Here is a 24,423-nt window from a genome sequence, read left to right as displayed (position 1 = left end):
TTCATGCGCGTTCTCTTCACCACCTTTCCCGCCCCCTCCCACTTCTTCCCGATGGTCCCGCTGGCGTGGGCGCTGCGCGCCGCGGGACACGAGGTCGCCGTCGCCGCCCAGCCGTCCTACCTGCAGGCGGTGCGCGGCACCGGGCTGCCGGCGGTGAAGGCCGGCGTCGACGTCGACCTCGGCGCGGTCTGGTACCAGGACGGCGAGAGCGACCCGGGCTGGAAGAGCAGCGAGGAGGCACGGTCCGCCCGCGGGATGCGGATGTTCGCGGCCGTGGCCGAGGCGATGGCCGACGACGTCATCGGGTTCGCGCGGCGCTGGCGGCCCGACATCATCGTGTACGAGCCGCGCGCCTACGCCGGGCTCGTGGCGGCGGAGGTCCTCGGCCTGCCGCTGGTGCGCCACCTGTGGGGCACCGACTACACCTGCGATCGCTGGGACCTCGAGTCGCCCGCGCTGGCCCCGCTGCTGGAACGGCACGGCGTCCCGGGCGCCGACCACCTGGGCACGGTCACCCTCGACGTGTGCCCGCCCCGCCTGCAACTGGCCGAGGCGCCCAACCGCACGCTGATGCGGTACGTGCCGTTCAACGGCTCGGGCATCGTCCCCGACCTGCCCGCCGGGCCACGCGACAAGCCGCGCGTGTGCGTGACGTGGGGGACGACGTTCGTCAAGCAGACCGGCCACCTGGACCCGGTGCGGTGCGCGGTGGAGGCGCTCTGCGACCTGGACGTCGACATCCTCGTCGCGATCGGCGCGGGCCACCGGCACCTGATCGGCGAACTGCCGGCCGGCACGCCGGTGCTGGAGTCGGTGCCGCTCAACCTGTCGCTGCCCGCCTGCGACGCGATCGTCCACCAGGGCGGCGCCGGCACCACGATCACCGCCGCGGTGCTGGGGGTGCCGCAGCTGGTGGTGCCCTCGTTCGCCGACGAGCCGGTCAACGCGCGGCAGGTCGCCGCGAGCGGCGCCGGGCGCTCCCTGCCGCTGGCCGAGACCACCGTCGACCGCATGCGCGCGGAAGCCGGCGCCCTGCTGGAGGGCGCCGGCTACGCGCGGGCCGCGCGGGCGATCAGGGACGAGGTGGCCGGGCTGCCCGCGCCCGCCGCCCTGGTCGGCTCGTTGGAGGCGCTCGGCGACCGCGGGCGGCGGGGGCAGGTCCTCAGCCCGCGCTGACCTCGGCGCGGAACTCCAGGACGGTCGTTCCGGCGGCGGCGCGCCGCCCGGTGAGGCGCAGGCCCGCCGCGGCGGCGAGCCGCCGGTACTCCCCGGCCGAGCGCTCCCGGCCGCCGGCGGACACGAGCATGTCGATGTCCAGCAGCCGCACGACGTCCAGCGTGTTGATCTCCCCGGTGACCATCTCGATCACGTGCACCCGCCCGTCGTCGCCGGCGGCCCGCCGCACGTTGCGCAGGATGCGGACCACGTCGTCGTCGCCCCAGTCGTGCAGGACGTGCTTGAGCAGGTAGGCGTCGCACCCGGCGGGGACCTCGGTGAAGAAGTCGCCGGCGACGCACTCGGTGCGGCCGGCGAGGTCCCGCTCGGCGAGGAATCCGAGGGCGTCCTCGACGGCCGCCGGACGGTCGAACAGCAGCCCCCGGCAGCCGGGGTGCCGGCGCAGCACCTCGGCCAGCAGGTAGCCCTGGCCGCCGCCGACGTCGGCCACCCGGGACCCCGGCGGCAGGTCGATGACCGCGGCGACCGCGGCGGAGCCGCGCCGGCTGGCCGCCGTCATCGCGCGGTGGAAGATGCCGGCGAGCTCCGGCCGGTCCTCCAGGTACTCGAAGAGGGACTCTCCGAAGACGTGGTCGAACGCGGGCTCGCCGGTGCGCGCGGTGTGCAGGACGGCCTCGTAGGGCCGCCAGAACAGCTCCGTGCCGTTCATCAGCACCAGGTCGCGGACGCTCTGCTCGGCGTCGGCGCGCAGGAACTCCGCCATCGGGGTCAGCCGGAACCCGCCGTCGGGCTCCTCGGCGAACACCCCGAAGGACGCCGCGGCGCGCAGCAGCCGCAGCAGGGTGGGCTCGTGGGTCCCGGTGGCCCGGGCCAGCTCGCCGACCGGGAGCGGGCCGCCGGCGAGCCGGTCGGGGACGCCCAGCTCGGTGAGCGCCCAGACCACCGGCGCGATGACCCGGCCCATCGTCAGCATCATCAGCCGGTGCCGGGCGGGAAGCGCGGCCAGGACGTCGAAGGCGGCGCGGTCGGCGGGATCGTCCTCGTCCCGCTGCGGTACGGCCGTGGTGGTGTCGGTCATGCCTCACCCCTGTCGTGGGTCGTGTGCGTGCTCGGCGAGCACGGCCAGGTCCTTGTCGCCGTCGCCGCGGTCGACGGCCCGCGTCACGATCTCCAGCGCCCGCTCGGCCAGCGGCAGCCCGCCGCCCCCGGCGCCGGCCAGCTCGACGGCGTACCGCAGGTCCTTGGCCATCAGCCGGGTGCGGAAGGCGGCGGGCTCGTACCGGCGCTCCCGCATGATCGCCGCGCGGAACGCCATCACCATGGACGCGACCCCGCTGGAGGCGACGCAGTCCAGGACGGCGTCGCGGTCCAGCCCGGCGCTGCGGCCGAGCTCGGCGGCCTCGGCCAGGGCGGCGATCTCCGTCCCGATGAGCATGTTGAGGACGAGCTTCATGCTGGCGGCCGAGCCGGGCGGCCCGAAGTGCCGGATGTCCTTGCCGACCGCCTCCAGCACGCCGCGCGCCGCGGCCACGTCCGCCGGGTCCCCGGCGGTCAGCACGCGCAGCTCACCCGACCGGGCCTGCAGCGGGTTGCCGAAGACGCACGCCTCGACGCGGCGGACACCGAGGGCGGCCAGCCGGCGCGCGGCCTCGCGGGCGAAGTCGGGCGAGACCGTGGAGGTGTCGATGACGAGGGCGCCCTCGGCGAGGCCGGGCGCCGCGTCGCCGAAGAGCACCTTCTCGACCGCGGGCTCGTCGGCGAGGCTGACGACCACGACGCCGGCCCCGTCCACCGCCTCGGCGGGCGTCGCCGCCGCCCGCGCGCCCGCCTCGACCACCGGTGCGGCCTTGGCCGCGGTCCGGTTGTGGACGCGCACGTCGTAGCCCGCCTCCACGAGCCGGGTGGCCATGCCCGTGCCCATCACGCCCAGCCCGAGGAATCCGATGATCCGCCCGCCGCCGTCGTCGCTCATGAGTTCTCCTTGTCCGGCATGATCAGACACCGTCCGGCATGGTCAGACACCGCAGTCGGCGGGGACGGTCGCCCCGGTCACGGCCCTCGACAGGTCGCCGGCGAGGAACAGGACCACGCCGGCGACGTCCTCGGGACGGGCCAGCCGCCGGAGGGCGGTCATGCCCGCGAGCCGCTCCCGGATCTCGGGCGGCGGCCCGCCGCCGTCCTGCTTGTCGACGAACCCGGGAAGCACCGTGTTGACGCGGATGCCGCGCGGCCCCAGCTCCTTGCTCAGCGAGCTGGTCAGCCCGAGCACGCCCGCCTTGGACGCGGCGTAGTGCGCGCGGCCGGGTGCGCCGCGCTGCGCCAGCGAGCTGCCGACGTTGACGATCGACGCGCCGTCGGCCAGCACCCCCAGCGCGGCCCGGGTGACCAGGTACATCGAGGTGAGGTTGGCGTCGAGCACCCGCCCCCACTCCGCGCGCTCCAGCTCGGGCAGCCCGGCGGAGGCGTCCACGCCCAGGTTGTTGACGAGCACGTCCAGGCCGCCGAGGGCGTCGCGGCACCGGTCGACCAGCAGCGCGGCGCCGGCCTCGGTGGTCACGTCGGCGCGCACGACGCGGTGCCCGTCGCCGATGCCGTCCAGCTCGGCCGCCAGCTCCTTGGCCGCGGTCTCGTCCCGGTGGTAGCCGGCGACGACGCGTCCACCCGCCCGCGCCACCGCCAGGGCGACCTCGCGTCCCACCCCGCGGGTGCCGCCGGTCACCAGGGTCCGCCTGTCTCGCAGTCCTACGCTCACGATTCCCTCCTCAGATCACCGCGGCCGTCGCGTTCACCAGCACGGCCGCGATCGCCAGGGCGGTGCGCAGCAGGTGCCAGCGCCGCCATTCGGCGCGCGGGTCCCGCCAGTCCTCCGGCAGCGGCGCGTCCGGGTCCAGGCCCTTGACCTGGCGGTTCAGCGGGACGTTCAGCAGGTGGGAGACGCCCGAGACCGCGACCAGCAGCACCGCTCCGGTGAGGAACAGCACCCGTGCCGCGCCGCTGTCGGCGATCAGCCCGAGCACCAGGCTCGTCACCGCCGAGGTCAGCACGATCACCGGCATGGTGGGGTCCCAGTTCCGGCCGAGCAGCTGGTGGATGCGCACGTAGAGGGGCGGGGACACCGCCCGCAGCGTCGGGACGACGCTGACGGCCACGGCGAACAGGACGCCCGCGGTGATACCGCTTCCCGAGAGCGCTACGACACCGAGCGCGTTGTCCAGCACGGGTGCTCCCTCCGGTCGGCTCGCTGGTGCGGGCGCCGGCGGCGTCCGCACTCGGCCAGCGTCGGGCGTCCGCCTCGAAGCGTGATCGAGCCGGTCGGCGGGGCCGCGTCGAGCGGCCCTCGAATCGCAGGGCCGACGATGCCGGTCGCGGTAGCAGCCGAGCCAGGGAGCTGAGATGGCCGACGCTGACATGGCCGACGCTGACATGACCTCCGAGGAGGAGCTGCGTTTCCCGCCGCGGGTGCCCCCGGGCCCCGATCCGGCGCGGGAGTACGCGGAACTGCGGGCGCACCGGCCCGTCGCGCGCGTCCGGCTGCCGGACGGGCGGCCGGCCTGGCTGGCCAGCCGGTACGCCGACAACCACCGGTTGCTGGCGGACGCGCGGCTGAGCCGGGCCGCCGCCGCCCGCGAGGGCGCGCCGCGGGTGCGCGGCATCGCGCTGGAGGCCGGCGCGATCACCGTGCTGGACCCGCCGGAGCACACCCGGCTGCGGCGGCTGATCGCCGGGGAGTTCACCGCGCACCGGATGCGGCGGTTCCGGCCGCGGATCCGCGCGATCGCCGAAGAGCTGGCGGACGCCATGGCCGCCGCCGGTCCCCCGGCCGATCTCGTGGCCGGGTACGCCGGGCCGCTGCCGATCCGGGTGATCAGCGCGCTGCTGGGCGTCCCCGAGCCCGACCACGACCGGTTCCGCTCGTGGGCCGACGACTACCTCGGCACCACCGGCACCGACCCGGAGACGGTGCGGCGCGCGGCCGAGGGACTGCGCGCCTACTTCGGCTCCCTGGTCGCGGCCCGCCGCGCCGACCCCGGCGACGACCTGATCAGCTCCCTGGTGACCGCGCAGGACGAGGAGCGGCTCACCGAGCAGGAGCTCATCGCCCTCGGCGTCACCCTGCTCGTCGCCGGGTACCAGACGGCGGCCGGCATGATCGCGGGGTCGGTGCAGACCCTGCTCGACCATCCCGAGCAGCTCGCCGAGCTGCGCCGCGACCCGGGGCGGATGCCGGCGGCCGCCGAGGAGCTGCTGCGCTACGTGGCGGTGTCCGCGAGCGGCGGGACGATCCGCGTCGCCACCGCCGACCTCGACCTCGGCGGGACGCGGATCCGCGCCGGCGAGGCCGTCCTCCCGGCGATCACCTCGGCCAACCGGGACACCGCCGTGTTCACCGACCCCGACCGGCTCGACCTGCGCCGCGACCCCAACCCGCACCTGGCGTTCGGGCACGGCGTGCACCGCTGCCTCGGCGCCGCGCTCGCGCGGGCGGAACTGGCCGTCGCGCTGAGCACCCTGCTGGAACGGTTCCCCGGGCTGCGGCACGCCGACCCTGGGAGCCCGCCGGAGTGGCGGACCGGCGGCATGATCCGCGGCCCGCTGACCCTGCCGGTCGCCTGGTGACGAAGGAGTGGACATGACGCGGTATCGCAGCGCCGTGGTGACCGGCGCGTCGGGCGGCATCGGCGCCGCGTTCGCGCGCCGGCTGGCGGCCGAGGGAGGCGCGGTCGTCCTTGTCGCGCGCGACGTGTCGCGGCTCGGCGCGCTGGCCGCCGAGCTGGAGCGCGACCACGGGACCGACGTGGAGCTGCTGCCCGCGGACCTGGCCGGCCCGGCCGGGCTGGAGCGGGTCGCCGCGCGGCTCGCCGACCCGGACCGGCCGGTCGACCTGCTGGTCAACGGGGCCGGGGTGCTCGGCGGCATCGGCCCGCTCGCCCGCCGCGACCCCGCCGAGCTGGCGCAGGGCCTGGCCCTGAACACCGGCGCGCTGGTCCGGCTGACCCGGGCCGCGCTGCCCGGGATGCTCGAACGCGGCCGCGGCGGGGTCGTCAACGTCTCGTCGGTGATGGGCTTCCTGCCCGCGCCCGGCGGCGCCCCGTACGCGGCGGCCAAGGCCTTCGCCACGTCGTTCAGCGAGAGCGTGCACGGCGAGGTCTGCTGGAACGGCGTGCACGTCACCGCGCTGTGCCCCGGGTCGACCGGCGGGACGCGGCTGCACCGCTCCGCCGGGCACCGCGAGTCGGGGCGGCTCGGCAGGCTGCTCGACGTGGACGACGTGGCGCGCGAGGCGCTGGACGCCGTCGCCGCCGGGCGCCCGGTGTGCGTCCCCGGGCTGGACTACCGGTGGCGGGTCGCCATGTCACAGATGCTGCCGCGGCGGCTGGTGCGGGCGCGCTACTACCGGCGCTGGGGCCGCCGGCTGGCCGGCGGCCCCGGGACGGGCGCGTCGCCGGACGCTCAGCCGAGGCCGGCCGGACCGAAACCGTAGCGCTCGCCCACGGACGTCGCCCTGAACGTGACCACCACGTTCCCGTCGTTGTCGACCTGGGCCGCCTCGCCGGCCATCGTCAGCTTGTCCGGCGACGCCAGCGTGCCGGTCTGGGCGACGCGCACCGTCCCGGTCACCTTGCCGTCGTCGGAGATGACGAAGTGCCGGTAGTCCACCGCGAACGTGGCGGCGCCGGTCGCCTTCCAGGTGCCGAAGCCGACGACCTTCGACGCGCCGCCGGTACCGGTGAGCAGGCCGTCCCGGCCGAACGCGAACAGGCCGGGCTCGGGCGGGAAGTCCGGCAGGTCCGGGATGGTCACGGTGACCGCCCACGTGCCCGGCAGCGGGATCGGGGCCCGCACCGTGCCGTCGGCCGACGCCGGCTCCGGCGCCAGCGCCGCGGCCAGCAGCGCGGCGGCGCCCGCCGCGGGCACCAGCGCCCCGCCCTTCCCGATCAGTTCACGGCGCCCCATGCCTTCGCCCACGGACAGCTCCTCTCGTCGCCGGCCCGGCGCGGCCGCACTGGGCCGCCGCTCCGGCGCCGTCGGGGACCGATTCCGCGCTGGAGGCTCGCACCCGCCGATCGAGGCCCGCTCGACGGACGGTCCACCGGGCTTCTAGGGCACCTCGACCGCCATACCGAAGGCTTCGGCCTGGGCCTCGACACGCGGCATGGGACGTGGGCGAGGTGACGACGCCGTCTTCGAAAGGGCCGTTCATGCTAGCTGAGACTTTCGTCAGCGCCGGTCACAGGCTCATCGGCGACCACGCTCCCGAGGGGCGCGACTACTGGTCCAGGCGGTTCTGGGACCGCGAGGAGGTGGAGAGCCGCCCCGTCCTCGGCGACGACTTCCGGGCGCAGAAGAAGAAGATCGCCGAGTACATCGAGGAGTACGGCCGGGACGCCTCCCGGGTGCTGGAGTTCGCCTGCGGGACCGGCGAGTTCACCGCCATGGCCGCCGGGCTGACGCCGGCGAAGGAGATCCTCGCGAACGACATCTCCGAGCACGCTCTGAAGATCACGGGCGACCGGGTCGACCACCCGGGGCTCACGCTGCGCCAGGGGGACTTCTGGACCCTCGACGGCATCGAGCCCGCGCCGCTCGTCCTCTGCGTGGACGCGATCCACCACATGGGTCAGGTGCGGAAGGTCCTGGAACGGCTGAAGACGTTCGTGGAGCCCGGCGGAACCTTCGTCGGCAACCTCTGGACGATCGACAACTACCACGACTACCAGCGCGGCCGTTACGGGGCGGGCAGGCACCTCGGCCGCTCCGCGCTGTTCCTGGCGAACGCGGTCGTGATGCGCGCGACGGGCGGCCGCGTCCGGTGGGCCTCGTACCGGACGCAGCTGCTGACCGCCGCCTCGGTCGAACCCCTCCTGCACGAGGTCTTCGACGAGGTGGTGGAGGTCTACACGACCCGCTTCTTCGTGGCGTTCGTCTGCCGCCGCTCCAGCCGGTAGCCCGGGGTCACCCCGCCGCGCATGCGGTCGGCGGCGAACTCGCGCAGGCCGGCCTCCAGGCCGACGCGGGGCCGCCAGCCCAGCTCGCTCATGATCCGGGCCGGTGAGGCGAAGACGTGCCGCACGTCCGCCACCCGGTACTCGCCGGTCACGACGGGCGGCGGCCCGCCGGCCGCGGCGGCCAGGGCGCGGGCGACGTCGAGGATCGTGTGCGGGGTCCCGCTGCCCACGTTGTAGGCGCGGAACCCCGGCACGCCGCGCTGGAGCGCGGCGACGTTGGCCTCCGCCACGTCGGCCACGTGCACGAAGTCGCGGCGGGGCAGGCCGTCCTCGAAGACCCGGGGCGGGCGCCCCTCCACCACGGCGTGGTGGAAGGTGCCCGCCACGCCGGTGTAGGAGCTGCCGAGCATCCCGGCCCCGTAGACGCTGTGGTAGCGCAGCGCGGAGGCACTCCCGCCCGTGTCGGTCGCCCAGGCGGCCACCAGGTTCTCCTGCGCCAGCTTGGTGACCGCGTAGATGTTGTACGCGGGGGCGAGCGGGTCGTCCTCCTCGATCGCCTCGGCGGCCAGCTCCCGCTCGCACTCGGTGCAGCGCGGCTCGAACCGTCCGGCGTCCAGGTCGGGCACCGTCCGGCGCCGGGGACGCACCAGGCCGTGCTCGGGGCAGCGGTACCGGCCCTCCCCGTAGACCACCACGGAGCCCGCGTAGGACAGCCGCTCCACGCCCGCCTCGACCATCCCGACGAGCAGCGTCGCGGTGGCGAGGTCGTTGCAGTCGGCGTACCGGCGGGCGTCCAGGATCTCCCGCCCGCGCCCCACCATCGCGGCGTGGTGGCTGACCGCGTCCACGCCGCGCAGCGCCCGCCGGACGGCGTCCTCGTCGCGCAGGTCGGCGTGCACGAACTCCACGCCCTCGGGCAGCCGCGGCGCGGCGAAGTGCAACTCGGGCAGCAGGGCGTCCAGGACGCGCACCCGGTGCCCGGCGGCCAGCAGGGCGCCCGCCACCCGGGATCCGATGAACCCGGCTCCGCCGGTGACCAGAACGTGCATCGCACTCACTTCTTCCTCGTTAGGGCGCCTCGATCCGGCTCACAGCGGCCGTCGAGCCGCCGCTGGAACCGTTCGGGGCGTGGTTGCTCACGGAGTGGTCTCTCACGGAGACGCGAACACGGAACCGGAACCGGTGGCCGTGGTGGGAGCGGGCGGGTTCATCGGCGCCCGGCTCACCGAGACGCTGACGATGGCGGGCGTCCCCGCGGCGCCCGTCACCCGCGCGACCCCGGCGGTGGCGAACGGCCGCCCCGCGCCCGCCCTGCGCGGCGCCCGGGTGATCTTCTATCTGGCCAGCACCGTCAACCCGGCCCTGGCCGAGCGGCATCCCGAGCGGGTCGCCGCCGACCACGCCGCGTTCACCGGGCTGCTGGCCGCGCTGCGCCGCACCGGGGACCGCCCGGCGCTCATCCTGACCAGCAGCGCCGGCGCGGTGTACGCGCCGCACGGGACCCCGCCCTACGCGGAGACCGACCCGCTCGGCCCGGCCTCCGCGTACGGCCGGGCCAAGGTGGGGCTCGAACGGGCGCTCTTCGACGCGCGCGACGCGGTCCGCCCGATCGTGGTGCGGATCGCCAACGCCTACGGCCCCGGCCAGCGGACCGGAACCATGCAGGGGGTCGTCGGGCACTGGCTGGAGGCCGCGGCGGCCGGGCTGCCGCTGCGGCTCTACGGGCCGTCTGAGGCACGCCGCGACTACGTGTTCGTGGACGACGTCGTCGAGGCCCTCCTGCACGCCCGTCACCTCGTCCACCGGCTGCCCGAGGGGGGCGCGCCGGAGGTGTTCAACATCGGTTCCGGCGTGCCGGTCTCCCTCGGCGAGCTGGCCGGGCTCGTCGCCGCGGCGCTCGGGCGGGAGCCGCGCGTGGAGCGGCTGCCCGCCCGCGGGTTCGACCGCCGCGACGTGTGGTTCGACGTTCGCCGCGCCCGCGAGGTCCTCGGCTGGCGGCCGCGGACCTCGCTGCCGGACGGGCTGCGCCGCACCTGGCTCACGCTCACCGAGGCGACGGCGTCCACCGGGCCGGTCCGCTAGCGCGAGGCCGACGGGGACGGCGTCCCGCCGAGCAGGGCCCGGCCGGTCATCTCGTAGACGACGTTCATCGTGACCATCGACGCCGACGCCCGGAACGGGTGCAGCCGGGTGCGGTGGTCGAGGTGCTCGGGGCTCTGCTCGAACTCGCGGAAGCCGGGTTCGCTCACCCAGTCGCTGACGACGTAGTACACGCCGTCCTCCTCGCCCTCTCCCCGCGACAGCCACTGGCGCAGGTTGGCGGGATGCTCGGTGATCGCGTGCCCGACCTTGTGCCAGGTCTCCTCGAACTCCTGCTCCATGCCCGGGTGGATGTTCATCCGCAGCATGACGCGGAAGATGCCGGAAGTAGCGGCCATGTCAGATTCCTCCGTCGACGTTGAGGGTCTCCCCGCTGATCCACGACCCGAGGTCGCTCGCCAGGAACAGCACCGCGCCGGCGATGTCGGCGGGCTGCCCCAGCCGGCCGAGCGCGGTGAGGCGCTGGTACCGCTCGCGGACCTCGGGCGGGACGTCCTCCTCAGTCTGCACCGGGCCGGGTGCAACGAGATTGACCCGGAAGCCCAGCGGGCCGAGCTCCTTGCACAGCGACCGGGTCAGGCCCGTGAGGCCCGCCTTGGACGCGGTGTAGTGGGCGCGCAGCGGGATGCCGACCGTGGCCACCTTGGAGCCGACGTTGATGACCGAGGCGCCGGGCGTCAGCAGCGGCAGGGCCTTCTGCGTGACCAGGTAGGAGCCGGTCAGGTTGACGTCCAGGATGCGCCGCCACTCGTCCACGGGCAGCTTCTCGAACGGCACGTGGCTGATCGCGCCCGCGTTGTTGACGACCACGTCGAGCGAGCCGAGGTGGGCGCGGCACTCGCCGATCAGCCGTTCGATGTCGGCCTCGTCGCCGATGTCGGCCTTGACGACCTTGTGGTCCCCCGGGGTCTCGGCCAGTTCCTTGACCAGGCTGTCGACGGCCGGGCCGTCCTGCCGGTGGCAGGTCAGCACGGTGGCGCCGGCGCGGGCGAACGCCAGCGTGATCGCCCGGCCGATGCCGCGGGTCCCGCCGGTGACCAGGACGCGCCGGCCGGTGTGGTCGAAGCGGACGCCGCCGGCGGCGCGCTCGGCGGCCTCCTCGACGATCCGCTTGATGCGCTCCATCTGGACCGCGGTGTTGCGGTTGAGGCGCGCGGTCATGCCGTCGTCGTCCAGCGGGGCGTCCGGCTTCATCGCGAAGTCCTGCTTCCAGCGCATGAGCACGCCGCCGTCGACGTGCTCGTACTCCCAGTGCAGGTTCATGTACTGGAAGACACCGGTCTCCACGCGGTGGGCCCGCACGGTGCGGGTGGCCGGGTCCGGCGTGCGCTCGGACACCCAGCTCCAGACCGTGCCGTTCTCGTCGGGGTGCAGCGCGAGCCGGAAGCGGACGGTGTCGCCGTCGCGCTCCAGGATCTCGGCGGAGCCGTACTCGCTGAACAGCCGGGGCCAGGACTCGACGTCGTTGGTCATGTCCCAGAGCAGGTCCATCGGCGCGTTGATGACGATCGAGTTGTCGGTGTGTCCCGCCATGGTGCGGATTCCTCCTGGACGTCGCCGGGTCGGGATCTGAACGGTTTCGCGCCGGGCTAGAGCACCTCTGGAGACGCGGTGGTGACCTTTTTCATCCGATGACCTCGGCCTGCGCCATCATTCCCATGGACGAGTGGTCCAGGAGGTGGCAGTGGTACAGGTACCGGCCGAGGTACCGGTCGAAGCGGACCTTGATGCGGACGTCGCCGCCGATCGGCACGGCGACGGTGTCCTTGCGGCCCGCCTCGTGCCCGGTGACCGGCTGGCCGTTCCGGTCCAGGACCTGGAAGTGGGTGCCGTGCACGTGGAAGTTGTGCGGCACCGACGGCCGGACGTCGCGGTTGTGCACGCGCCAGATCTCCGTCTCGCCGCGCTTGATCCGCGTGTCGACGCGGTCCATGTCGAACGTCTTGCCGTCGATGACGAACTGGCCGATGGTCAGGTCGAGGTTCATGTTGACGTCGCGGGTCACGATGGCCTCGCCGAGGTCGGCGGCCCGGCCGAGCCGCTCGGGCACCCGGCTGAAGTCGGGGACGCGGTGCCCGACGTCGAACCGCATGACGTTCGTGGTCTCCTCGGACGTCCCGTCGGTGTTGTGCAGGACGACCTGGGTGCCGGGCCGGTACCTGGAGAAGTCCACGACCACGTCCACGCGCTCCGCGGGCGACAGCATGACGCTGGTGGCGGTGAGCGGGGCGGGCAGCAGGCCGCCGTCGGACGCGATGACCGTCATCGCGTCGCCTTCGCCTTGGCCCTCGCCTTCGCCGAGCCGCAGCGTGAAGTACCGCTCGTTGGAGCCGTTGAGCAGGCGCAGCCGGTACTTGCGCGCGTCCACCCGCATGTACGGCTGGGGCCGGCCGTTGACCAGCAGGGTGTTGCGGTAGCGGAAGTCGTCCATCTCGAACAGGAACTGGCCCTGCTCGTCGAAGCGCGCGTCCCGCAGCATGAGCGGGACGTCGTAGCGGCCGGACGGGAGGCCCAGTCCGCGCTCGCGCGGGTCCTTGACGAGGTAGAAGCCGGCCAGCCCGCGGAAGACCATCTCGGCCTCCATGTGGTGGCTGTGGTCGTGGTACCACAGCGTCGCCGAGGGCTGCCGGTTGTCGTACACGTACTGCCGCTGCGCGCCCGGCGCGATGGCGTCGGCCGGATGCCCGTCCTGGCCGGGCGGGACGAGACCGCCGTGCAGGTGCACCACTGTCTCGTGCATCATCGCGTTCGTCTGCCGGACGACCACCCGGCGCCCCGCCTCGGCGCGGATGGTCGGGCCGGGGAACCGCCCGTCGTACCCCATGATCGAAGTGCTGACGCCGGGCAGGATCTCCGCCGCGGCGTGCTTGATCGTCATGTCGTAGTAGTCGGTGGTCGCCGTCCGGCGCACCGGGACCGCCGCCTCGGGCACGGTCAGCGGCACCGAGAACGGCGGGGGCACCGCGACGTCCGCCCACGCGCGATCCCGTCGCCCGAGTGCCGCCGCCGACCCCGGCACCACCGCCGCGCCGGCGGCGACCGCCCCCAGCCTGAAGACTCCCCGTCTGCTCAGCATTGGCCGTCCCTTCCCGCGTGGGTGATCGAGCCCGGCCACGGTCGCGCGGTGTTCTCAAGGGGCGCTGGAGAGTCCATCTCGCTCGGGAATCGAGCAGCCGTTGCGAGCGTGCGGCCACGCTCCGGGGGAAAGCGAGCCGAAGGGGAGACAGATGCCACGCACCATCGCCGTGACGGGCGCCGCCGGGTTCATCGGGGGCAACTTCGTGCGCTACTGGCGCTCGGTCCATCCAGAGGACAAGGTCGTCGCGATCGACGCCCTGACCTACGCCGGGAACGTGCGCAACCTTGACGAGGTCCGCGCCGAGATCGTGTTCGTCCAGCACGACATCGCCGACGAGGAGGAGATGACCAGGGTCCTACGCGGACACGGTGTGGACGTGGTCGTGAACTTCGCCGCCGAGACGCACAACAGCCTGGCCGTCCTGGAACCGGCGCGTTTCTTCCGGACCAACGTCCTCGGGACGCAGGCGCTGCTGGAGGCGTCCCGGCGGGCCGGGGTGGGCCGGTTCCACCAGGTGTCCACGTGCGAGGTCTACGGCGATCTCGCGCTGGACTCGCCCGAGTCGTTCACCGAGTCCAGCCCCTACCTGCCGCACACGCCCTACAGCGCCAGCAAGGCGGGCTCCGACCACGTGGCGCGCTGCTACCAGCACACCTTCGGCCTTCCGGTGACGATCTCCAACTGCGCCAACAACTACGGCCCCTACCAGTTCCCGGAGAAGGTCCTGCCGCTGTTCGTCACGAACGCGCTGGCCGGGCTGCCGCTGCCGATGTACGCCTCGACCGGCAACAAGCGCGAATGGATCTCGGTGACCGACCACTGCCGGGCGATCGACCTCATCCTCGCCCGCGGGACGGCCGGCGAGACCTACCACGTGGGCAGCGGCGAGGAGGCGACCATCGAGGAGGTCGCCGACCTGGTGCTGGACGAACTGGGCCTGCCCGGGACGCTCAAGACGCTGGTGTCCGACCGCCCCGGGCACGACCGCCGCTACCTGCTCGACTCCGCCAAGATCCGGCGGACGCTCGGCTGGGCGCCCGAGGTCGCCTTCGAGCGCGGCGTCCGCGAGACCATCCGCTGGTACCGCAGCAACCGGGCCTGGTGGGAGCCGCTGCTGGCCCACCGCCGCATCGCCGAGGAGTCGTGGCACCAGGGCGACCGTGCGCCGCTCAGTAGGCGGCGGTGACCTCGTAGATCCCGAACGGGCCGCGGCCCCGGCCGTCCTGGAGGGGGCGGAGCGGGGCGGTGGCGCCGCGGTGCCCGGCGCCCTCCTCCCACTCCCGGAACGAGTCCAGGTCGGCCCACTCGCTCATCACGACGAAGGCTCCCGGCTCGTGGACCGACCGCAGCAGCACGTTGCCGAGCAGGCCCGGCGTGCCCGCCAGGGTGCGGCTGACGGTGTGGTAGGCGTCCTCGACCGCCCGGGGATCGTCGCCGGGCGCGCTCGCGTAGACCAGCACGCGCACCCGCCCGACCACGTCCCCGGGCCGTCCCTCAGGCCGCGGCGATGCGCGGAGTGACATAGCCGACCACGTCGTCGGGAGTGCTCAGTTCCTCGACCTTCTCGTCGGGGATGGCCACCAGGAACTCCTGCTGGATCCGCGCCGCGAGCTCCAGCCGGGCCAGCGAGTCGTAGCCCATCTCGTCGAAGGTCACCGCGCCGATCTCCGAGTCCAGGCTGATGGAGTCTGGCTCGCCCGCGCAGTCCCTGAGGATCCGCCGGACGTCGTTCACCGTGAACCGGGCCATCGTCTCTCCTCTCGTGCCGATGTGGCCCCACTGTCGCGGCAGCGGCTTGAACTCCGCTGGAACCGGGATGGAAACCCCCGGCGCGGGCCCGCGCTCACCCATTGCCGAACGCCCGCACGACGCCGTTCACGGGACGCGCCCGCCTGACCGGCGGCTCCGTCGCGCCGACCACCTGCGGATCGCGGTGCTCGTGCCCGCAGTCGGGGCGATCACCCACGTTCTCCCACATCGGCCGGCCGTTCTCCCGTCCGGTGCGGACGGGTTCGCGCACGGTGTGGGCGTGATCGGGGCTCGCCTCCGGCCGGTCGCGGGCGTCCAGGCGGTCGCGCGCCTCCGGCCGGTCGCGCGCCGGCTCCAGGAGCTCCTCGTCGAGGCGCTCCCGGGCGAACACCCGCACCAGCTCGTGCAGCCGGTAGCGGATCTCCCCGCCGCCGCCCATGCTGACCGTCAGCAGGTGGCAGCCCGCCAGCCGGATCAGCTGGGCCTCCACCGCGTCGGTGCCGCTGCCGATCAGCCGCGCCGCGGTGGTGGCGGTGAAGTCCGGCGGCGGCAGCAGGCTGATCAGGCGCAGCGCGCTGCGGTCGCCGCCCTCCAGCCGCCGGTAGCCGGCCGCCAGCCGGGCGCGCACGTCCAGCTCGGCGAACGACAGCAGGTCGAGCCGGCGCGGCAGGCTCTCGATCTGCGCGGCCAGCTTCTCCACCGGCCACGTCTGCATGGCCGCCAGCCGGGAGCCCACCGCCCGCACCGCGAGCGGGAGCCGCCCGGCCAGCCGGGCGACGCGTTCGGCGGCGGCCAGCTCGTCCGCGGTGAACCGGCGCCCGCTCACCGCCTCCAGCAGCGACATCGCGTTGTTGGTCGACATCACGTCCAGCTCGACGTGCCGCACCCCCGGCAGGCTGTACAGGCCGCGCTGGGTGGTGATGATGACCGCGCAGTTCGGGGACGCCGGCAGCAGCGGGGCGACCTGCGACACCGAGTGCGCGTCGTCCAGCACCACCAGCACTCGCCGTCCCATGCTCCAGGTGCGGAACAGCTTGCTGCGCTCCTGGAGGCTGTCGGGGACCTCCGCCGCCGGCACCCCGATCGCCCGCGCGAAGCCCTCCAGGATGAAATGCGGGTCGGCCGGCCGTTCGGCCGTGCCGCGCAGGTCGGCGTAGAGCTGGCCGTCGGGGAACTCCGCGCGGTCGGCGTGTCCGGCCCGCAGCGCGAGGGCCGTCTTCCCCACTCCCGGCATGCCGGAGATCGACACCGCCCGGGCGGCCGTGTTCTCCCCCGGGGGACGCACCAGATGGCGGCGCACGTCCCGCAGGATCTCCTCCCTGCCCACAAAGTCAGATGTGTCCGGGGGGAGCTGCGCGGGCACCAGGAGGGTCTCGAAACGGCCGCGCACGGCGGGGGCGGGAGCACCCTCGTCGCGCGATTCGGCATCGGAGTTGAGCAGGTTCAGGTGGAGCTGCTGCACGGCCGCGGACGGCTCCATGCCCAGCTCGTCGATCAGCATGCGGCGCAGCCCCTGGTAGACCTCCAGAGCCTCGTATCGGCGCCCGGACCGGTGCAGCGCCGTCATGAGATGGGAATGGAAGCGCTCGTTGAGCGGATGCTCCGACACCAGCATCTTCAGCTCGCTGATCAGCTGGCGGTGGCGGCCCAGTTCGAGGTCGGCCGTGATGCGCAGTTCCAGGGTGCGCAGCCGCTCCTCCTCGAGCCGAGTCACGTGCGCCGACAGGATCTCGCCCGCCGACACGTCGGCCAGCGCGGGCCCGCGCCAGAGCGCCAGCGCCTCGCAGAGCCGGTCGGCGGCGCGGGCGGCGTCGCCCTCGTCGAGGGCCGTGCGGCCCTCGTGCGCCAGGCGCTCGAATCGCAGGAGGTCACCGCGTTCGGCCGAGACGTCCAGCAGGTATCCGGAGACCCTGGTGTGGAGCGTGGCGGATGTGCAACGCTCCAAGACGTCCTTGCGAAGTTTGTAGATGTAGGTCTGAAGAGTCGTCATGGCGCTGGCCGGCGGTTCGTCACCCCAGAGTTCGTCGATGAGCTCGCCGACCTGCACGAGCTTTCCGCACCGGACGAGCAGGAAGGCGAGCACCTGCCGTACCTTCGGCGCGGTGGGGGTGAGTTCCATCCCACCATTGGCCACCCACAGCGGACCCAGAATCCGGAAATACATGCATCCTTCCCCGTGTTCTGTCGTCACATCACATCTCGATGAACTTCGGCCCCACACGGATAATCACCTGGGGAATTCTCGGCTGGATCGAAAGCCCAGGCAACAGCCGACCGCGGCGTGCTCAGCGCGAGCCGAAAGCGCCCCTTGAAATTGCGCATCACCCTCTATACAATTCTCTGCCCGGCCACCCGGGGAAGCCGCGACGTGCACCCTCTCGCCGAATCGGACACTCGCTCCGCACGATCTGGACCGTCCGATATGCGGCAACTTCGGCCTTCGCGAACGAAGACCGCCTCACAGTGCACCCGTGACGCTCGGAGCCCGCTCGAAGACCGCTCGTAGGCGGTTCCGGCGCTGGTCACCCGCCATCTGAGCACCGATAACTGGCGGCAGCTATTCACTCCACCTTTCGGCGCCGGATGATCTGTGAACAGCCGACCGCAGAACGCGATTTCCCGTGGTCATCAGGCATCTACGGAAATCCGGAGTTACATCCATGTCACAGACATATAAATAGAGCCCAAAAGATTACCCGAAATTCATGGTTTCGGGCGGGCGGCGAGGCCATCGACCAGCATTCGATCCGGGGTACCTACGCTGGCCGTCCGGTCCCCGATCAATGGGACCGCTCCCAGACTCCGGAGTGAAGAATGAAGCTTCAACTGCTCTTCAGCGGCCGGATCCGGCCTATCGGCGCCCCGGTGCCGGCGTACCTGATCAGGACCGGGGACGCCACGGTGCTCGTCGACTCGGGCCCGCCGCGGGACCGCGCGGGCGCCCACCGCACCGACCCGGACGAGCGGGTGGAGCTGGAACCCGGCGAGGACGTGCCGAGCCTGCTCGGCCGCCTGGGCGTCGCTCCCGGCGACGTGGACGTGCTGGTCAGCACCCACCTGGACCCCGACCACGCGGGCAACCACGACCTCTTCGGCGCCGCCGAGCACGTGGTCCAGCGGAGCCACCACGCCTGGGCGACCTCGGACGCCGGAGCCCGCTGCGCGTCCACCCGGGACCGCTGGGACCGCCCGGACGCCCGCCTCCGCCTCGTCGACGGCGACACCGAACTGCTCCCCGGCATCGAGCTGATCGAGTCCGGCGGGCACGTGCCCGGACACCAGTCGGTGCTGGTCCGGCTGCCCGGCACCGGGCCCGTGCTGCTCGCCGCCGACGCGATACCCATGATCGCCGCGCTCGATCCGGAGAAGCGGCCCGTCTTCCCCTTCGACATGGACGAGGCGGAGGTCCGCGCGTCCACCAGGAAGCTCGTCGACCTGGCCCATGCCGAGAACGCGCTCGTCATCTGCGGCCACGAGCCGTCCAACCTCACCGACCTGCGGGCCGCCCCCGCCTACTACGACTGACGGCCCGCCCCCGACCGCCCGGATTCACGCCCCCCGCTCCCCGCCGGCCGACCGTCCGTGACCGATCACGCGCTGAGGAGTAGCAGTGTCCGAGAATCCTGTCCGGGTCATCGTCCACTACCGTGACCCCCGCGGTCCCACCGGAGCCGTCACGGCCGCCTACGAGGAGGCCGGCCGCACGCTGCGGGACACCCCGGGGCTGATCGGCCACGAACTGCTGGCGGTCCCGGAGGCGGACGGCCGCTACGCGCTGCTGATGGCATGGCGCGACTTCTCCTCCTACCGCGACTGGGAGCGGTCCCTGCGCGCCGCCGGGCACCCGTCGCCGCTGCGGACCTACCAGGACCGGACGCGTCCGGCCGGCCACTACGAGGTCTTCGAGGTCCACGACGCCTGGTACAAGGCGGAGGGCGGCATGGCGGAGGGCGGCATGGCGGAGGGCGGCATGGCGCGGGAGCCGCTGAGCTGACCGACGCGAAGCGCGGCGAACGGCCGCGTTGCCTCCCGGCGTTCCAGCCGGGAGGCAACGCGGCCGTTGTTCGTCCCGCCGTCAGCCGGCGAGCCCGCCCGCGGCGCCGGCGGGCGCGCCCTGGGGGCGGCACAGCAACCGGCCGAACAGCGCGCCGACGTCGGCGGCCGGGTCCGGCGGGCCCGCGCTCCGCCACGCGACGAACCCGTCCGGGCGCACGAGCACGGCGCCCTCGGGCGTCAGGCCGTGCGCGCCGCACAGGTCGACCGCGACGTTGCGGACGTCCCGGCCGATGGCGAGGGTCTCGACCGCGACCCCGGACTCCGCGGCGGCCCGCGCCACGGCGTCCGCGCAGGCGGCGCCGTCCGGGCCGGTGAGGAGGACGAACGCGTCCCCGTAGAGGTCGAGGGTGGAGACGAGCTTCCCGTCCCGCTTCACGATGACGTGGGGGGCGCGGGTGCCGGGCCGGCCGGCGGGCTCGGGCTCCCAGCGCGGGTCGCCGCCGGTCCCGTCCGGCTCCACCGCGGCCGACCGGTAGACCTGGCCGAACGTGACGACGGGGTCGGGCTGGATCCGCGGGTCCGGGGCCTGCTGGGGACCGCCGGCGAGCCGCGGGCGGTCCTTGGACCGCAGGACCGTCTGCTCCACGGTCGCCTCGGCCACCGGGCGGCGCTCCTCCTCGTAGGTGTCCAGCAGCCCGGGGCCGGCCTCCCCGCGCAGCACGGCCGCCAGCTTCCACGCCAGGTTGTGCGCGTCCTGGATGCCGGTGTTGGACCCGAACGCTCCGGTCGGCGGCATCACGTGCGCCGCGTCACCGGCCAGGAAGACCCGTCCGGCGGCGAAGGAGCCGGCGACCCGGCCGGCCGACTCCCAGGACGCGACGCCCTCCACCGTCACGTCCAGGCCGTCCACCCCGGCGGCGGTCCGCGCCAGGTCGGCGCAGTGCTCGGGCGTGAACTCCTCGGCGCGGTCCGGGTCGTAGGGCACGTGCAGCAGCCACTCGTCGGCGTTGTTGACCGGCAGCAGCGCGCTGCGCGACGACCCGCTGATCGTGTAGCACATCACGAAGCGGCGGCCGCGCAGCGGCCCGGTCAGATCGGCCCGGAACCGGACGTTGAGGAAGTGGGCCAGCGCGCCGGGGCCGTCCGTCCCGATGCCGAGCAGGCGGCGCACCAGGCTGCCCGCCCCGTCCGCGCCGACCAGGTAGCCGGCCCGGACGGAGCGCTCCGCGCCGGCGGCGTCCCGCAACCGGACGGTGACGCCGTCCGCGTCCTGGTCGAAGCCCGCCAGCTCGGTGCCGAACCGCAGGTCGGCGCCGTGCCGCGCGGCGTGCTCGCGCAGCAGCGGCTCCACCTCGTGCTGGTGGCACAGGCACCAGCCGGTCGCGCCCAGCCAGCCGGCGTCATCGTCGTCGGTGGCGCCGGTGTCGCGGTGGTAGCCCTCCTTGAGCGCGCCCAGTTCCTTCCCGGCGAGGCTCTCCGCCGCGATGATGCCGCTGTTCCCCGCGAGCGCCTTCGCGGACGGCATGGCGCGCAGCTCGTCCTCGATGCCCGCCCACCGGAACAGCTCCATGGCGCGGGCGTTGACCCCGCGCGCGCGGGGATGGGGCGACAGGCCCTCGTTGCGCTCGACGACCATGGACGGGACGCCGTGCTTGCCGAGGAACAGCGCGGTGGCCAGCCCGACCAGGCTGCCGCCCGCGATGACGACCGGCGTGTCAGCGGCGGCGTTCATCGGTCACCTCCGAAGTTCATCTCGTCCACCAGTGCGGTGGTGTGCTTTCCGGCGCGGAACGCCGGGTTCCCGAGGACGCCGCGCAGGAAGTCGCGCGTCGTGCGCACGCCCTTCCCGGCGACGTGGAACTCGCTGAGCGCCCGGTCGGCGCGCTCGATCGCCTGCCGGCGGTCGGGCGCCCACACCGCCACCTTGGCGAGCAGCGGGTCGTAGTCGGCGGTGACGCGCATCCCGGGGTGGGCGTGCGTGTCCACCCGGACGAACGGGCCGCCCGGGGGCGCGAACTCGTCCAGGAGACCGGGCGTCGGCAGGAAACCGCGCATGGGGTCCTCGGCGTTGACCCGCGTCTCGATGGCCACGCCCCGGGGGACGATGTCGCTCTGCCGGACCGACAGGCCGTCGCCCGCGGCCACCCGCAGCTGCTCGCGGACCAAGTCGACGCCGGTCACCAGCTCGGTCACCGGGTGCTCGACCTGGATCCGGCAGTTGACCTCCATCAGGTAGAAGTCGCCGTCGCGGTCGACGAGGAACTCGTAGGTGCCGGCGCCCGCGTAGCGCAGCTCGCGGGCGGAGTGCACGGCGGCCGCGCAGATCCGGTCGGCCAGCTCGCGGGGCAGGCCGGGCGCCGGAGTCTCCTCGACCAGCTTCTGCCGCCGCCGCTGCACCGAGCAGTCCCGCTCCCCCAGGTGGACGACGCCGCCCTCGCCGTCACCGAGGATCTGCACCTCGATGTGCCGGGCGTGGTCCAGGTACCGCTCGGCGTACAGGCGCGGGTCGCCGAACGCCACCTGCGCGCCCGAGCGCGCCTCGACGTAGGCGCGGGGCAGCTCGCGGGGGTCGCGCACCACCGTCATGCCGCGGCCGCCGCCCCCCGCCACCGCCTTGATGATGACCGGGTAGCCGATGGACGCGGCGACGGCCTTGGCCTGCTCCACCGTCTCCAGCGGCTCGGAGCTGCCCGGCAGCACGGGCAGCCCGGCCTGCCGGGCGATCTCCCGGGCCTGGGCCTTGTCGCCGAGCCGGCTCAGCACCGGCGCGGACGGGCCGACGAACGTCAGCCCCTCGGCCGCGCAGATCTCGGCGAAGTCGGGGTCCTCGGACAGGAAGCCGTAGCCGGGGTGCACCGCGTCGGCGCCCATCTGCAGCGCCGCGGTGACGATGGCGGCGGGGTTGAGGTAGCTGCGGCGGGGGGCCGCCGGGCCGATGCGGACGCACTCGTCGGCGAGCCGCGTCACCGCGGAGTCGCGGTCGGCGTCGGAGTACACCGCGATGGTACGGATGCCGAGCTCCCGGCAGGTGCGCGCCACGCGAAGCGCGATCTCCCCCCGGTTGGCGATCAGGACGGTCGAGAACATGAAGGCTCCTCTGTGGCGGGTTCAGACCGGGGCGAGCACGAACAGGGGCTGGCCGTACTCGACGGGCCGGCCGTCGGGCACCAGCACCTCGACGACGCGGCCGGAGCGCTCGGCCGTGACGGCGTTCATCAGCTTCATCGCCTCGACGATGGCGACCTGCCGGCCCTCCTCCACCTCGTCGCCGACCTCCACGAAGGGCCGTGCCCCGGGGGAGGACGCCCGGTAGAAGGTGCCCACCAGCGGCGCTTCGACGTGGAAGGAGCCGTCCTCCGCACCGGCGGGCTCGCCCGCCGGGAGGAGAGCCGGAGCCGAAGCCGCGGCGGCGGACGGCGGGGGGCCGCTCGGGGGCGCGGCGGCGTCCGGCCATTCCACCTCGACGCTCAGTTCGCCCGCGCGGACCCGCACGCTCTTCAGCGGCCCGGCGGTGGCGCCGATCAGCTCGGCGGCCCGGCGGCACAGGTCATCGAGGGTGCTCGCGGCGCCCCCGGTCGGGTCCTCAGTCATGTGCACCTCACTCCTCCACCCCGAAGGCGGCGAACCGGGCACGGCGCCGCCGTACCAGCTCGTCCGGGGCGATGTCGGCCAGTTCGTCCAGCGTCGCGGTGAGCGCGGCGCGCAGCAGTTCGCCGGCGGTCACCGGGTCCTCGTGCGCCCCGCCGTCCGGTTCGGGCACGACCGCGTCCACGATTCCCTGCCGCAGCAGGTCACGGGCGTCCATCCGCAGCGCCGACGCGGCCAGCGGCGCCAGTTCCCGGTCCTTCCAGAGGATGGCGGCGCATCCCTCCGGGCTGATCACCGAGTAGACGGCGCCGCTGAACGCCAGCACCCGGTCGGCCACGGCGAGCGCCAGCGCCCCGCCGCTGCCGCCCTCGCCGACGACCGTCGAGACGATCGGCACCGGCAGGCCGCTCATCAGCCGGATGTTCTCGGCGATGGCCCACGCCTGGCCGCGCTCCTCGGCCTCGACGCCCGGGTGGGCGCCCGGCGTGTCCACCAGCGTGACGACCGGCAGCCGCAGCTTGGCCGCCAGCCGCATCAGCCGTCCCGCCTTGCGGTATCCGGCGGGCGAGGCCATGCCGAAGTCGTGCGCGATGCGGTCGGCGGTGTCGCGGCCCTTCTGGTGGCCGATGACCACGACGGGACGGCCGTCCAGCCGTCCCGTCCCGCCCACGATCGCGGGGCAGTCGCCCGACACCCGGTCGCCGCGCAACTCCTGGAAGTCGTCGAGGAGCTGGCGGATGTAGTCGACGGTCGTCGGCCGGTTCTGGTGCCGCGCGAGCCCGACGACCTCCCACGCGTCCCGGGCGGGCAGTTCCTCCGGGTCGCGGACCAGCCGGGGCGCGCCGGCCGGCGGCGCGGCGGGCGCCGTTCCCGACCCTGCGGCGAGCAGGCACCCGAGCGCGGCACGCAGCGCCGCCCGCGGGACGACGGCGTCCACGAAGCCCCGCTCCAGCATGAACTCGGCGGTCTGGAAGCCGTCCGGGAGCGCCTGCTGGATGGTCTGCTGGATCACCCGCGGCCCGGCGAACCCGACCCGGGCGCCCGGCTCGGCGAAGATCACGTCCGGCAGCGTGGCGTAGGACGCCGCCACCCCGCCGTAGGTGGGGTCGGTGATGATCGAGACCGTCAGGACGCCCGCCTCGTCCAGCTCGGCGAGCGCCTGGCTCGTCTTGACCATCTGCATCAGCGAGAAGGCGCCCTCCTGCATCCGGGCGCCGCCGGAGGCCGTCACCAGCAGGAACGGCGCACGGGTCCGCAGGGAGACCCTGGCGGCCCGGGCGAGGCGTTCGCCGACGCCCGAGCTCAGGCTGCCGCCCATGAACCGGAAGTCCATGACGGCCGCCACCACCGGATGTCCTTCGATCGTCCCGGTGACGCAGGTGACGGCCTCCCCCTCCCCGGTCTCCGCGCGCGCCTGCGCCATCCGCTCCGGATAGGGCCGCGAGTCGACGAAGCCGAGGGGATCCTCGGCCACCGTGACGTCGTCGAGGACGGCCGCCGACCCCTCGTCGAGGAGCTGGGCGATGCGCCGGCGCGCGGTGAGCCGGGTGTGCGCCCCGCAACCTGGGCAGACACGAAGGGAACGGTCAAAACGTTTGCCGTACGTCAGCTCGCGGCACGCGGGGCAGCCGTACCACCGCACCGCGTCTGTCGGCATCGTCTGCGTACTCACCTGGGCAGAGTCACCCGGCGGGCTCAACGGCCGGTGGAAGACGGCTGGACGTGCGTTGCCGGGCGGGCGGCGGCCCCGCACCCGCCCACCGATCTTCCACCGCCCCTTGAGCGGCG

Annotated in this window: 24 protein-coding genes; 8 read left to right on the top strand and 16 right to left on the bottom strand. The window is 74.0% G+C overall.

Features of this window, described 5'->3' with window-relative positions; translation table 11 throughout:
* The first annotated feature begins 3 nt into the window (after nt 1–3).
* The gene (locus tag SM418_RS18705) at nt 4–1,176 is read left to right on the top strand and encodes a nucleotide disphospho-sugar-binding domain-containing protein (protein ID WP_371942388.1); all 1,173 of its coding nucleotides are present in this window, start codon (nt 4–6) and stop codon (nt 1,174–1,176) included.
* On the opposite strand, the gene SM418_RS18700 is transcribed toward SM418_RS18705, so the two are convergent.
* From SM418_RS18700 to SM418_RS18685, 4 genes are read right to left on the bottom strand one after another with little or no spacing between them, the layout of a single operon-like run.
* The gene (locus SM418_RS18700) at nt 1,163–2,254 is read right to left on the bottom strand and encodes a methyltransferase (protein WP_371942389.1); all 1,092 of its coding nucleotides are present in this window, start codon (nt 2,252–2,254) and stop codon (nt 1,163–1,165) included. The genes SM418_RS18705 and SM418_RS18700 overlap by 14 nt on opposite strands.
* Before the next feature lie 3 nt (nt 2,255–2,257).
* The gene (locus SM418_RS18695; RefSeq protein WP_371942390.1) at nt 2,258–3,148 is read right to left on the bottom strand and encodes an NAD(P)-dependent oxidoreductase; all 891 of its coding nucleotides are present in this window, start codon (nt 3,146–3,148) and stop codon (nt 2,258–2,260) included.
* 42 nt (nt 3,149–3,190) lie between these two features.
* On the bottom strand, nt 3,191–3,928 hold the full coding sequence (locus SM418_RS18690; RefSeq protein ID WP_371942391.1) for an SDR family NAD(P)-dependent oxidoreductase: 738 nt from the start codon (nt 3,926–3,928) through the stop codon (nt 3,191–3,193).
* Nucleotides 3,929–3,938: 10 nt separating this feature from the next.
* Nucleotides 3,939–4,394, bottom strand: coding sequence for an anthrone oxygenase family protein (locus SM418_RS18685; protein WP_371942392.1), 456 nt, complete (start codon nt 4,392–4,394; stop codon nt 3,939–3,941).
* 175 nt (nt 4,395–4,569) lie between these two features.
* Between SM418_RS18685 and SM418_RS18680 the strand changes: the two genes are divergently transcribed.
* On the top strand, nt 4,570–5,793 hold the full coding sequence (locus SM418_RS18680) for a cytochrome P450 (RefSeq protein WP_371942393.1): 1,224 nt from the start codon (nt 4,570–4,572) through the stop codon (nt 5,791–5,793).
* A 13-nt stretch (nt 5,794–5,806) separates the two neighbouring features.
* Nucleotides 5,807–6,658, top strand: a complete 852-nt coding sequence (locus SM418_RS18675; RefSeq protein ID WP_371942394.1) for an SDR family NAD(P)-dependent oxidoreductase — start codon at nt 5,807–5,809, stop codon at nt 6,656–6,658.
* On the opposite strand, the gene SM418_RS18670 is transcribed toward SM418_RS18675, so the two are convergent.
* Nucleotides 6,628–7,143: a hypothetical protein gene (locus tag SM418_RS18670; protein ID WP_371942395.1), complete on the bottom strand. Its 516-nt coding sequence runs from the start codon at nt 7,141–7,143 to the stop codon at nt 6,628–6,630. The genes SM418_RS18675 and SM418_RS18670 overlap by 31 nt on opposite strands.
* Before the next feature lie 233 nt (nt 7,144–7,376).
* Between SM418_RS18670 and SM418_RS18665 the strand changes: the two genes are divergently transcribed.
* Nucleotides 7,377–8,123: a class I SAM-dependent methyltransferase gene (locus SM418_RS18665; RefSeq protein ID WP_371942396.1), complete on the top strand. Its 747-nt coding sequence runs from the start codon at nt 7,377–7,379 to the stop codon at nt 8,121–8,123.
* Here SM418_RS18665 and SM418_RS18660 read toward each other — a convergent pair.
* Nucleotides 8,072–9,172 (bottom strand): NAD-dependent epimerase/dehydratase family protein, encoded by a 1,101-nt coding sequence (locus SM418_RS18660; protein WP_371942397.1) that lies wholly within the window; start codon nt 9,170–9,172, stop codon nt 8,072–8,074. The genes SM418_RS18665 and SM418_RS18660 overlap by 52 nt on opposite strands.
* Before the next feature lie 133 nt (nt 9,173–9,305).
* Between SM418_RS18660 and SM418_RS18655 the strand changes: the two genes are divergently transcribed.
* Nucleotides 9,306–10,205 carry an NAD-dependent epimerase/dehydratase family protein gene (locus SM418_RS18655; protein ID WP_371942398.1) on the top strand — a complete coding sequence of 300 codons (900 nt, stop codon included), beginning with the start codon at nt 9,306–9,308 and terminating at the stop codon, nt 10,203–10,205.
* Here the strand turns inward: SM418_RS18655 and SM418_RS18650 are convergent.
* From SM418_RS18650 to SM418_RS18640, 3 genes are all read right to left on the bottom strand, one after another.
* Nucleotides 10,202–10,561, bottom strand: a complete 360-nt coding sequence (locus SM418_RS18650; protein ID WP_371942399.1) for an antibiotic biosynthesis monooxygenase family protein — start codon at nt 10,559–10,561, stop codon at nt 10,202–10,204. The genes SM418_RS18655 and SM418_RS18650 overlap by 4 nt on opposite strands.
* A gap of 1 nt (nt 10,562) precedes the next feature.
* Nucleotides 10,563–11,756, bottom strand: a complete 1,194-nt coding sequence (locus SM418_RS18645; RefSeq protein WP_371942400.1) for an SDR family oxidoreductase — start codon at nt 11,754–11,756, stop codon at nt 10,563–10,565.
* A 91-nt stretch (nt 11,757–11,847) separates the two neighbouring features.
* Complete coding sequence (locus tag SM418_RS18640; RefSeq protein ID WP_371942401.1) at nt 11,848–13,299, bottom strand: multicopper oxidase family protein; 1,452 nt, start codon at nt 13,297–13,299, stop codon at nt 11,848–11,850.
* 151 nt (nt 13,300–13,450) lie between these two features.
* Here SM418_RS18640 and rfbB point away from each other — a divergent pair, with 151 nt between their 5' ends.
* Complete coding sequence (gene rfbB / locus SM418_RS18635) at nt 13,451–14,488, top strand: dTDP-glucose 4,6-dehydratase (RefSeq protein WP_371942402.1); 1,038 nt, start codon at nt 13,451–13,453, stop codon at nt 14,486–14,488.
* On the opposite strand, the gene SM418_RS18630 is transcribed toward rfbB, so the two are convergent.
* The 3 genes from SM418_RS18630 to SM418_RS18620 all read right to left on the bottom strand — a co-directional run bounded on the left by SM418_RS18630 (nt 14,472) and on the right by SM418_RS18620 (nt 17,215).
* Nucleotides 14,472–14,780 carry an antibiotic biosynthesis monooxygenase family protein gene (locus tag SM418_RS18630; RefSeq protein ID WP_371942403.1) on the bottom strand — a complete coding sequence of 103 codons (309 nt, stop codon included), beginning with the start codon at nt 14,778–14,780 and terminating at the stop codon, nt 14,472–14,474. The genes rfbB and SM418_RS18630 overlap by 17 nt on opposite strands.
* A 16-nt stretch (nt 14,781–14,796) precedes the next feature.
* On the bottom strand, nt 14,797–15,051 hold the full coding sequence (locus SM418_RS18625) for an acyl carrier protein (protein ID WP_371942404.1): 255 nt from the start codon (nt 15,049–15,051) through the stop codon (nt 14,797–14,799).
* A 94-nt stretch (nt 15,052–15,145) separates the two neighbouring features.
* Entirely contained in the window at nt 15,146–17,215 is a 2,070-nt protein-coding gene (locus tag SM418_RS18620; protein WP_371966079.1) for an AfsR/SARP family transcriptional regulator, read from the bottom strand.
* Nucleotides 17,216–17,865: 650 nt separating this feature from the next.
* On the opposite strand from SM418_RS18620, the gene SM418_RS18615 reads away from it, so the two are divergent.
* Complete coding sequence (locus SM418_RS18615) at nt 17,866–18,576, top strand: N-acyl homoserine lactonase family protein (RefSeq protein WP_371942406.1); 711 nt, start codon at nt 17,866–17,868, stop codon at nt 18,574–18,576.
* Between the two features lie 85 nt (nt 18,577–18,661).
* Nucleotides 18,662–19,045: an antibiotic biosynthesis monooxygenase family protein gene (locus SM418_RS18610; RefSeq protein ID WP_371942407.1), complete on the top strand. Its 384-nt coding sequence runs from the start codon at nt 18,662–18,664 to the stop codon at nt 19,043–19,045.
* Nucleotides 19,046–19,126: 81 nt separating this feature from the next.
* Here SM418_RS18610 and SM418_RS18605 read toward each other — a convergent pair whose 3' ends face one another.
* From SM418_RS18605 to SM418_RS18590, 4 genes are read right to left on the bottom strand one after another with little or no spacing between them, the layout of a single operon-like run.
* Nucleotides 19,127–20,779: an FAD-dependent monooxygenase gene (locus tag SM418_RS18605; protein WP_371942408.1), complete on the bottom strand. Its 1,653-nt coding sequence runs from the start codon at nt 20,777–20,779 to the stop codon at nt 19,127–19,129.
* Complete coding sequence (locus SM418_RS18600; protein ID WP_371942409.1) at nt 20,776–22,134, bottom strand: acetyl-CoA carboxylase biotin carboxylase subunit; 1,359 nt, start codon at nt 22,132–22,134, stop codon at nt 20,776–20,778. Before SM418_RS18600 ends, SM418_RS18605 begins: the two co-directional genes overlap by 4 nt.
* Before the next feature lie 21 nt (nt 22,135–22,155).
* Entirely contained in the window at nt 22,156–22,638 is a 483-nt protein-coding gene (gene accB, locus SM418_RS18595; protein WP_371942410.1) for an acetyl-CoA carboxylase biotin carboxyl carrier protein, read from the bottom strand.
* A gap of 7 nt (nt 22,639–22,645) precedes the next feature.
* The gene (locus SM418_RS18590) at nt 22,646–24,307 is read right to left on the bottom strand and encodes an acetyl-CoA carboxylase carboxyltransferase subunit alpha (protein WP_371942411.1); all 1,662 of its coding nucleotides are present in this window, start codon (nt 24,305–24,307) and stop codon (nt 22,646–22,648) included.
* Between the last annotated feature and the right edge of the window lie 116 nt (nt 24,308–24,423).

The organism is Actinomadura chokoriensis, from assembly GCF_041463665.1.
Lineage (GTDB): Bacteria > Actinomycetota > Actinomycetes > Streptosporangiales > Streptosporangiaceae > Spirillospora > Spirillospora chokoriensis_A.
The sequence above is the reverse complement of the archived record's forward strand: the minus strand, read 5'-3'. Positions and strand labels throughout refer to the sequence as shown.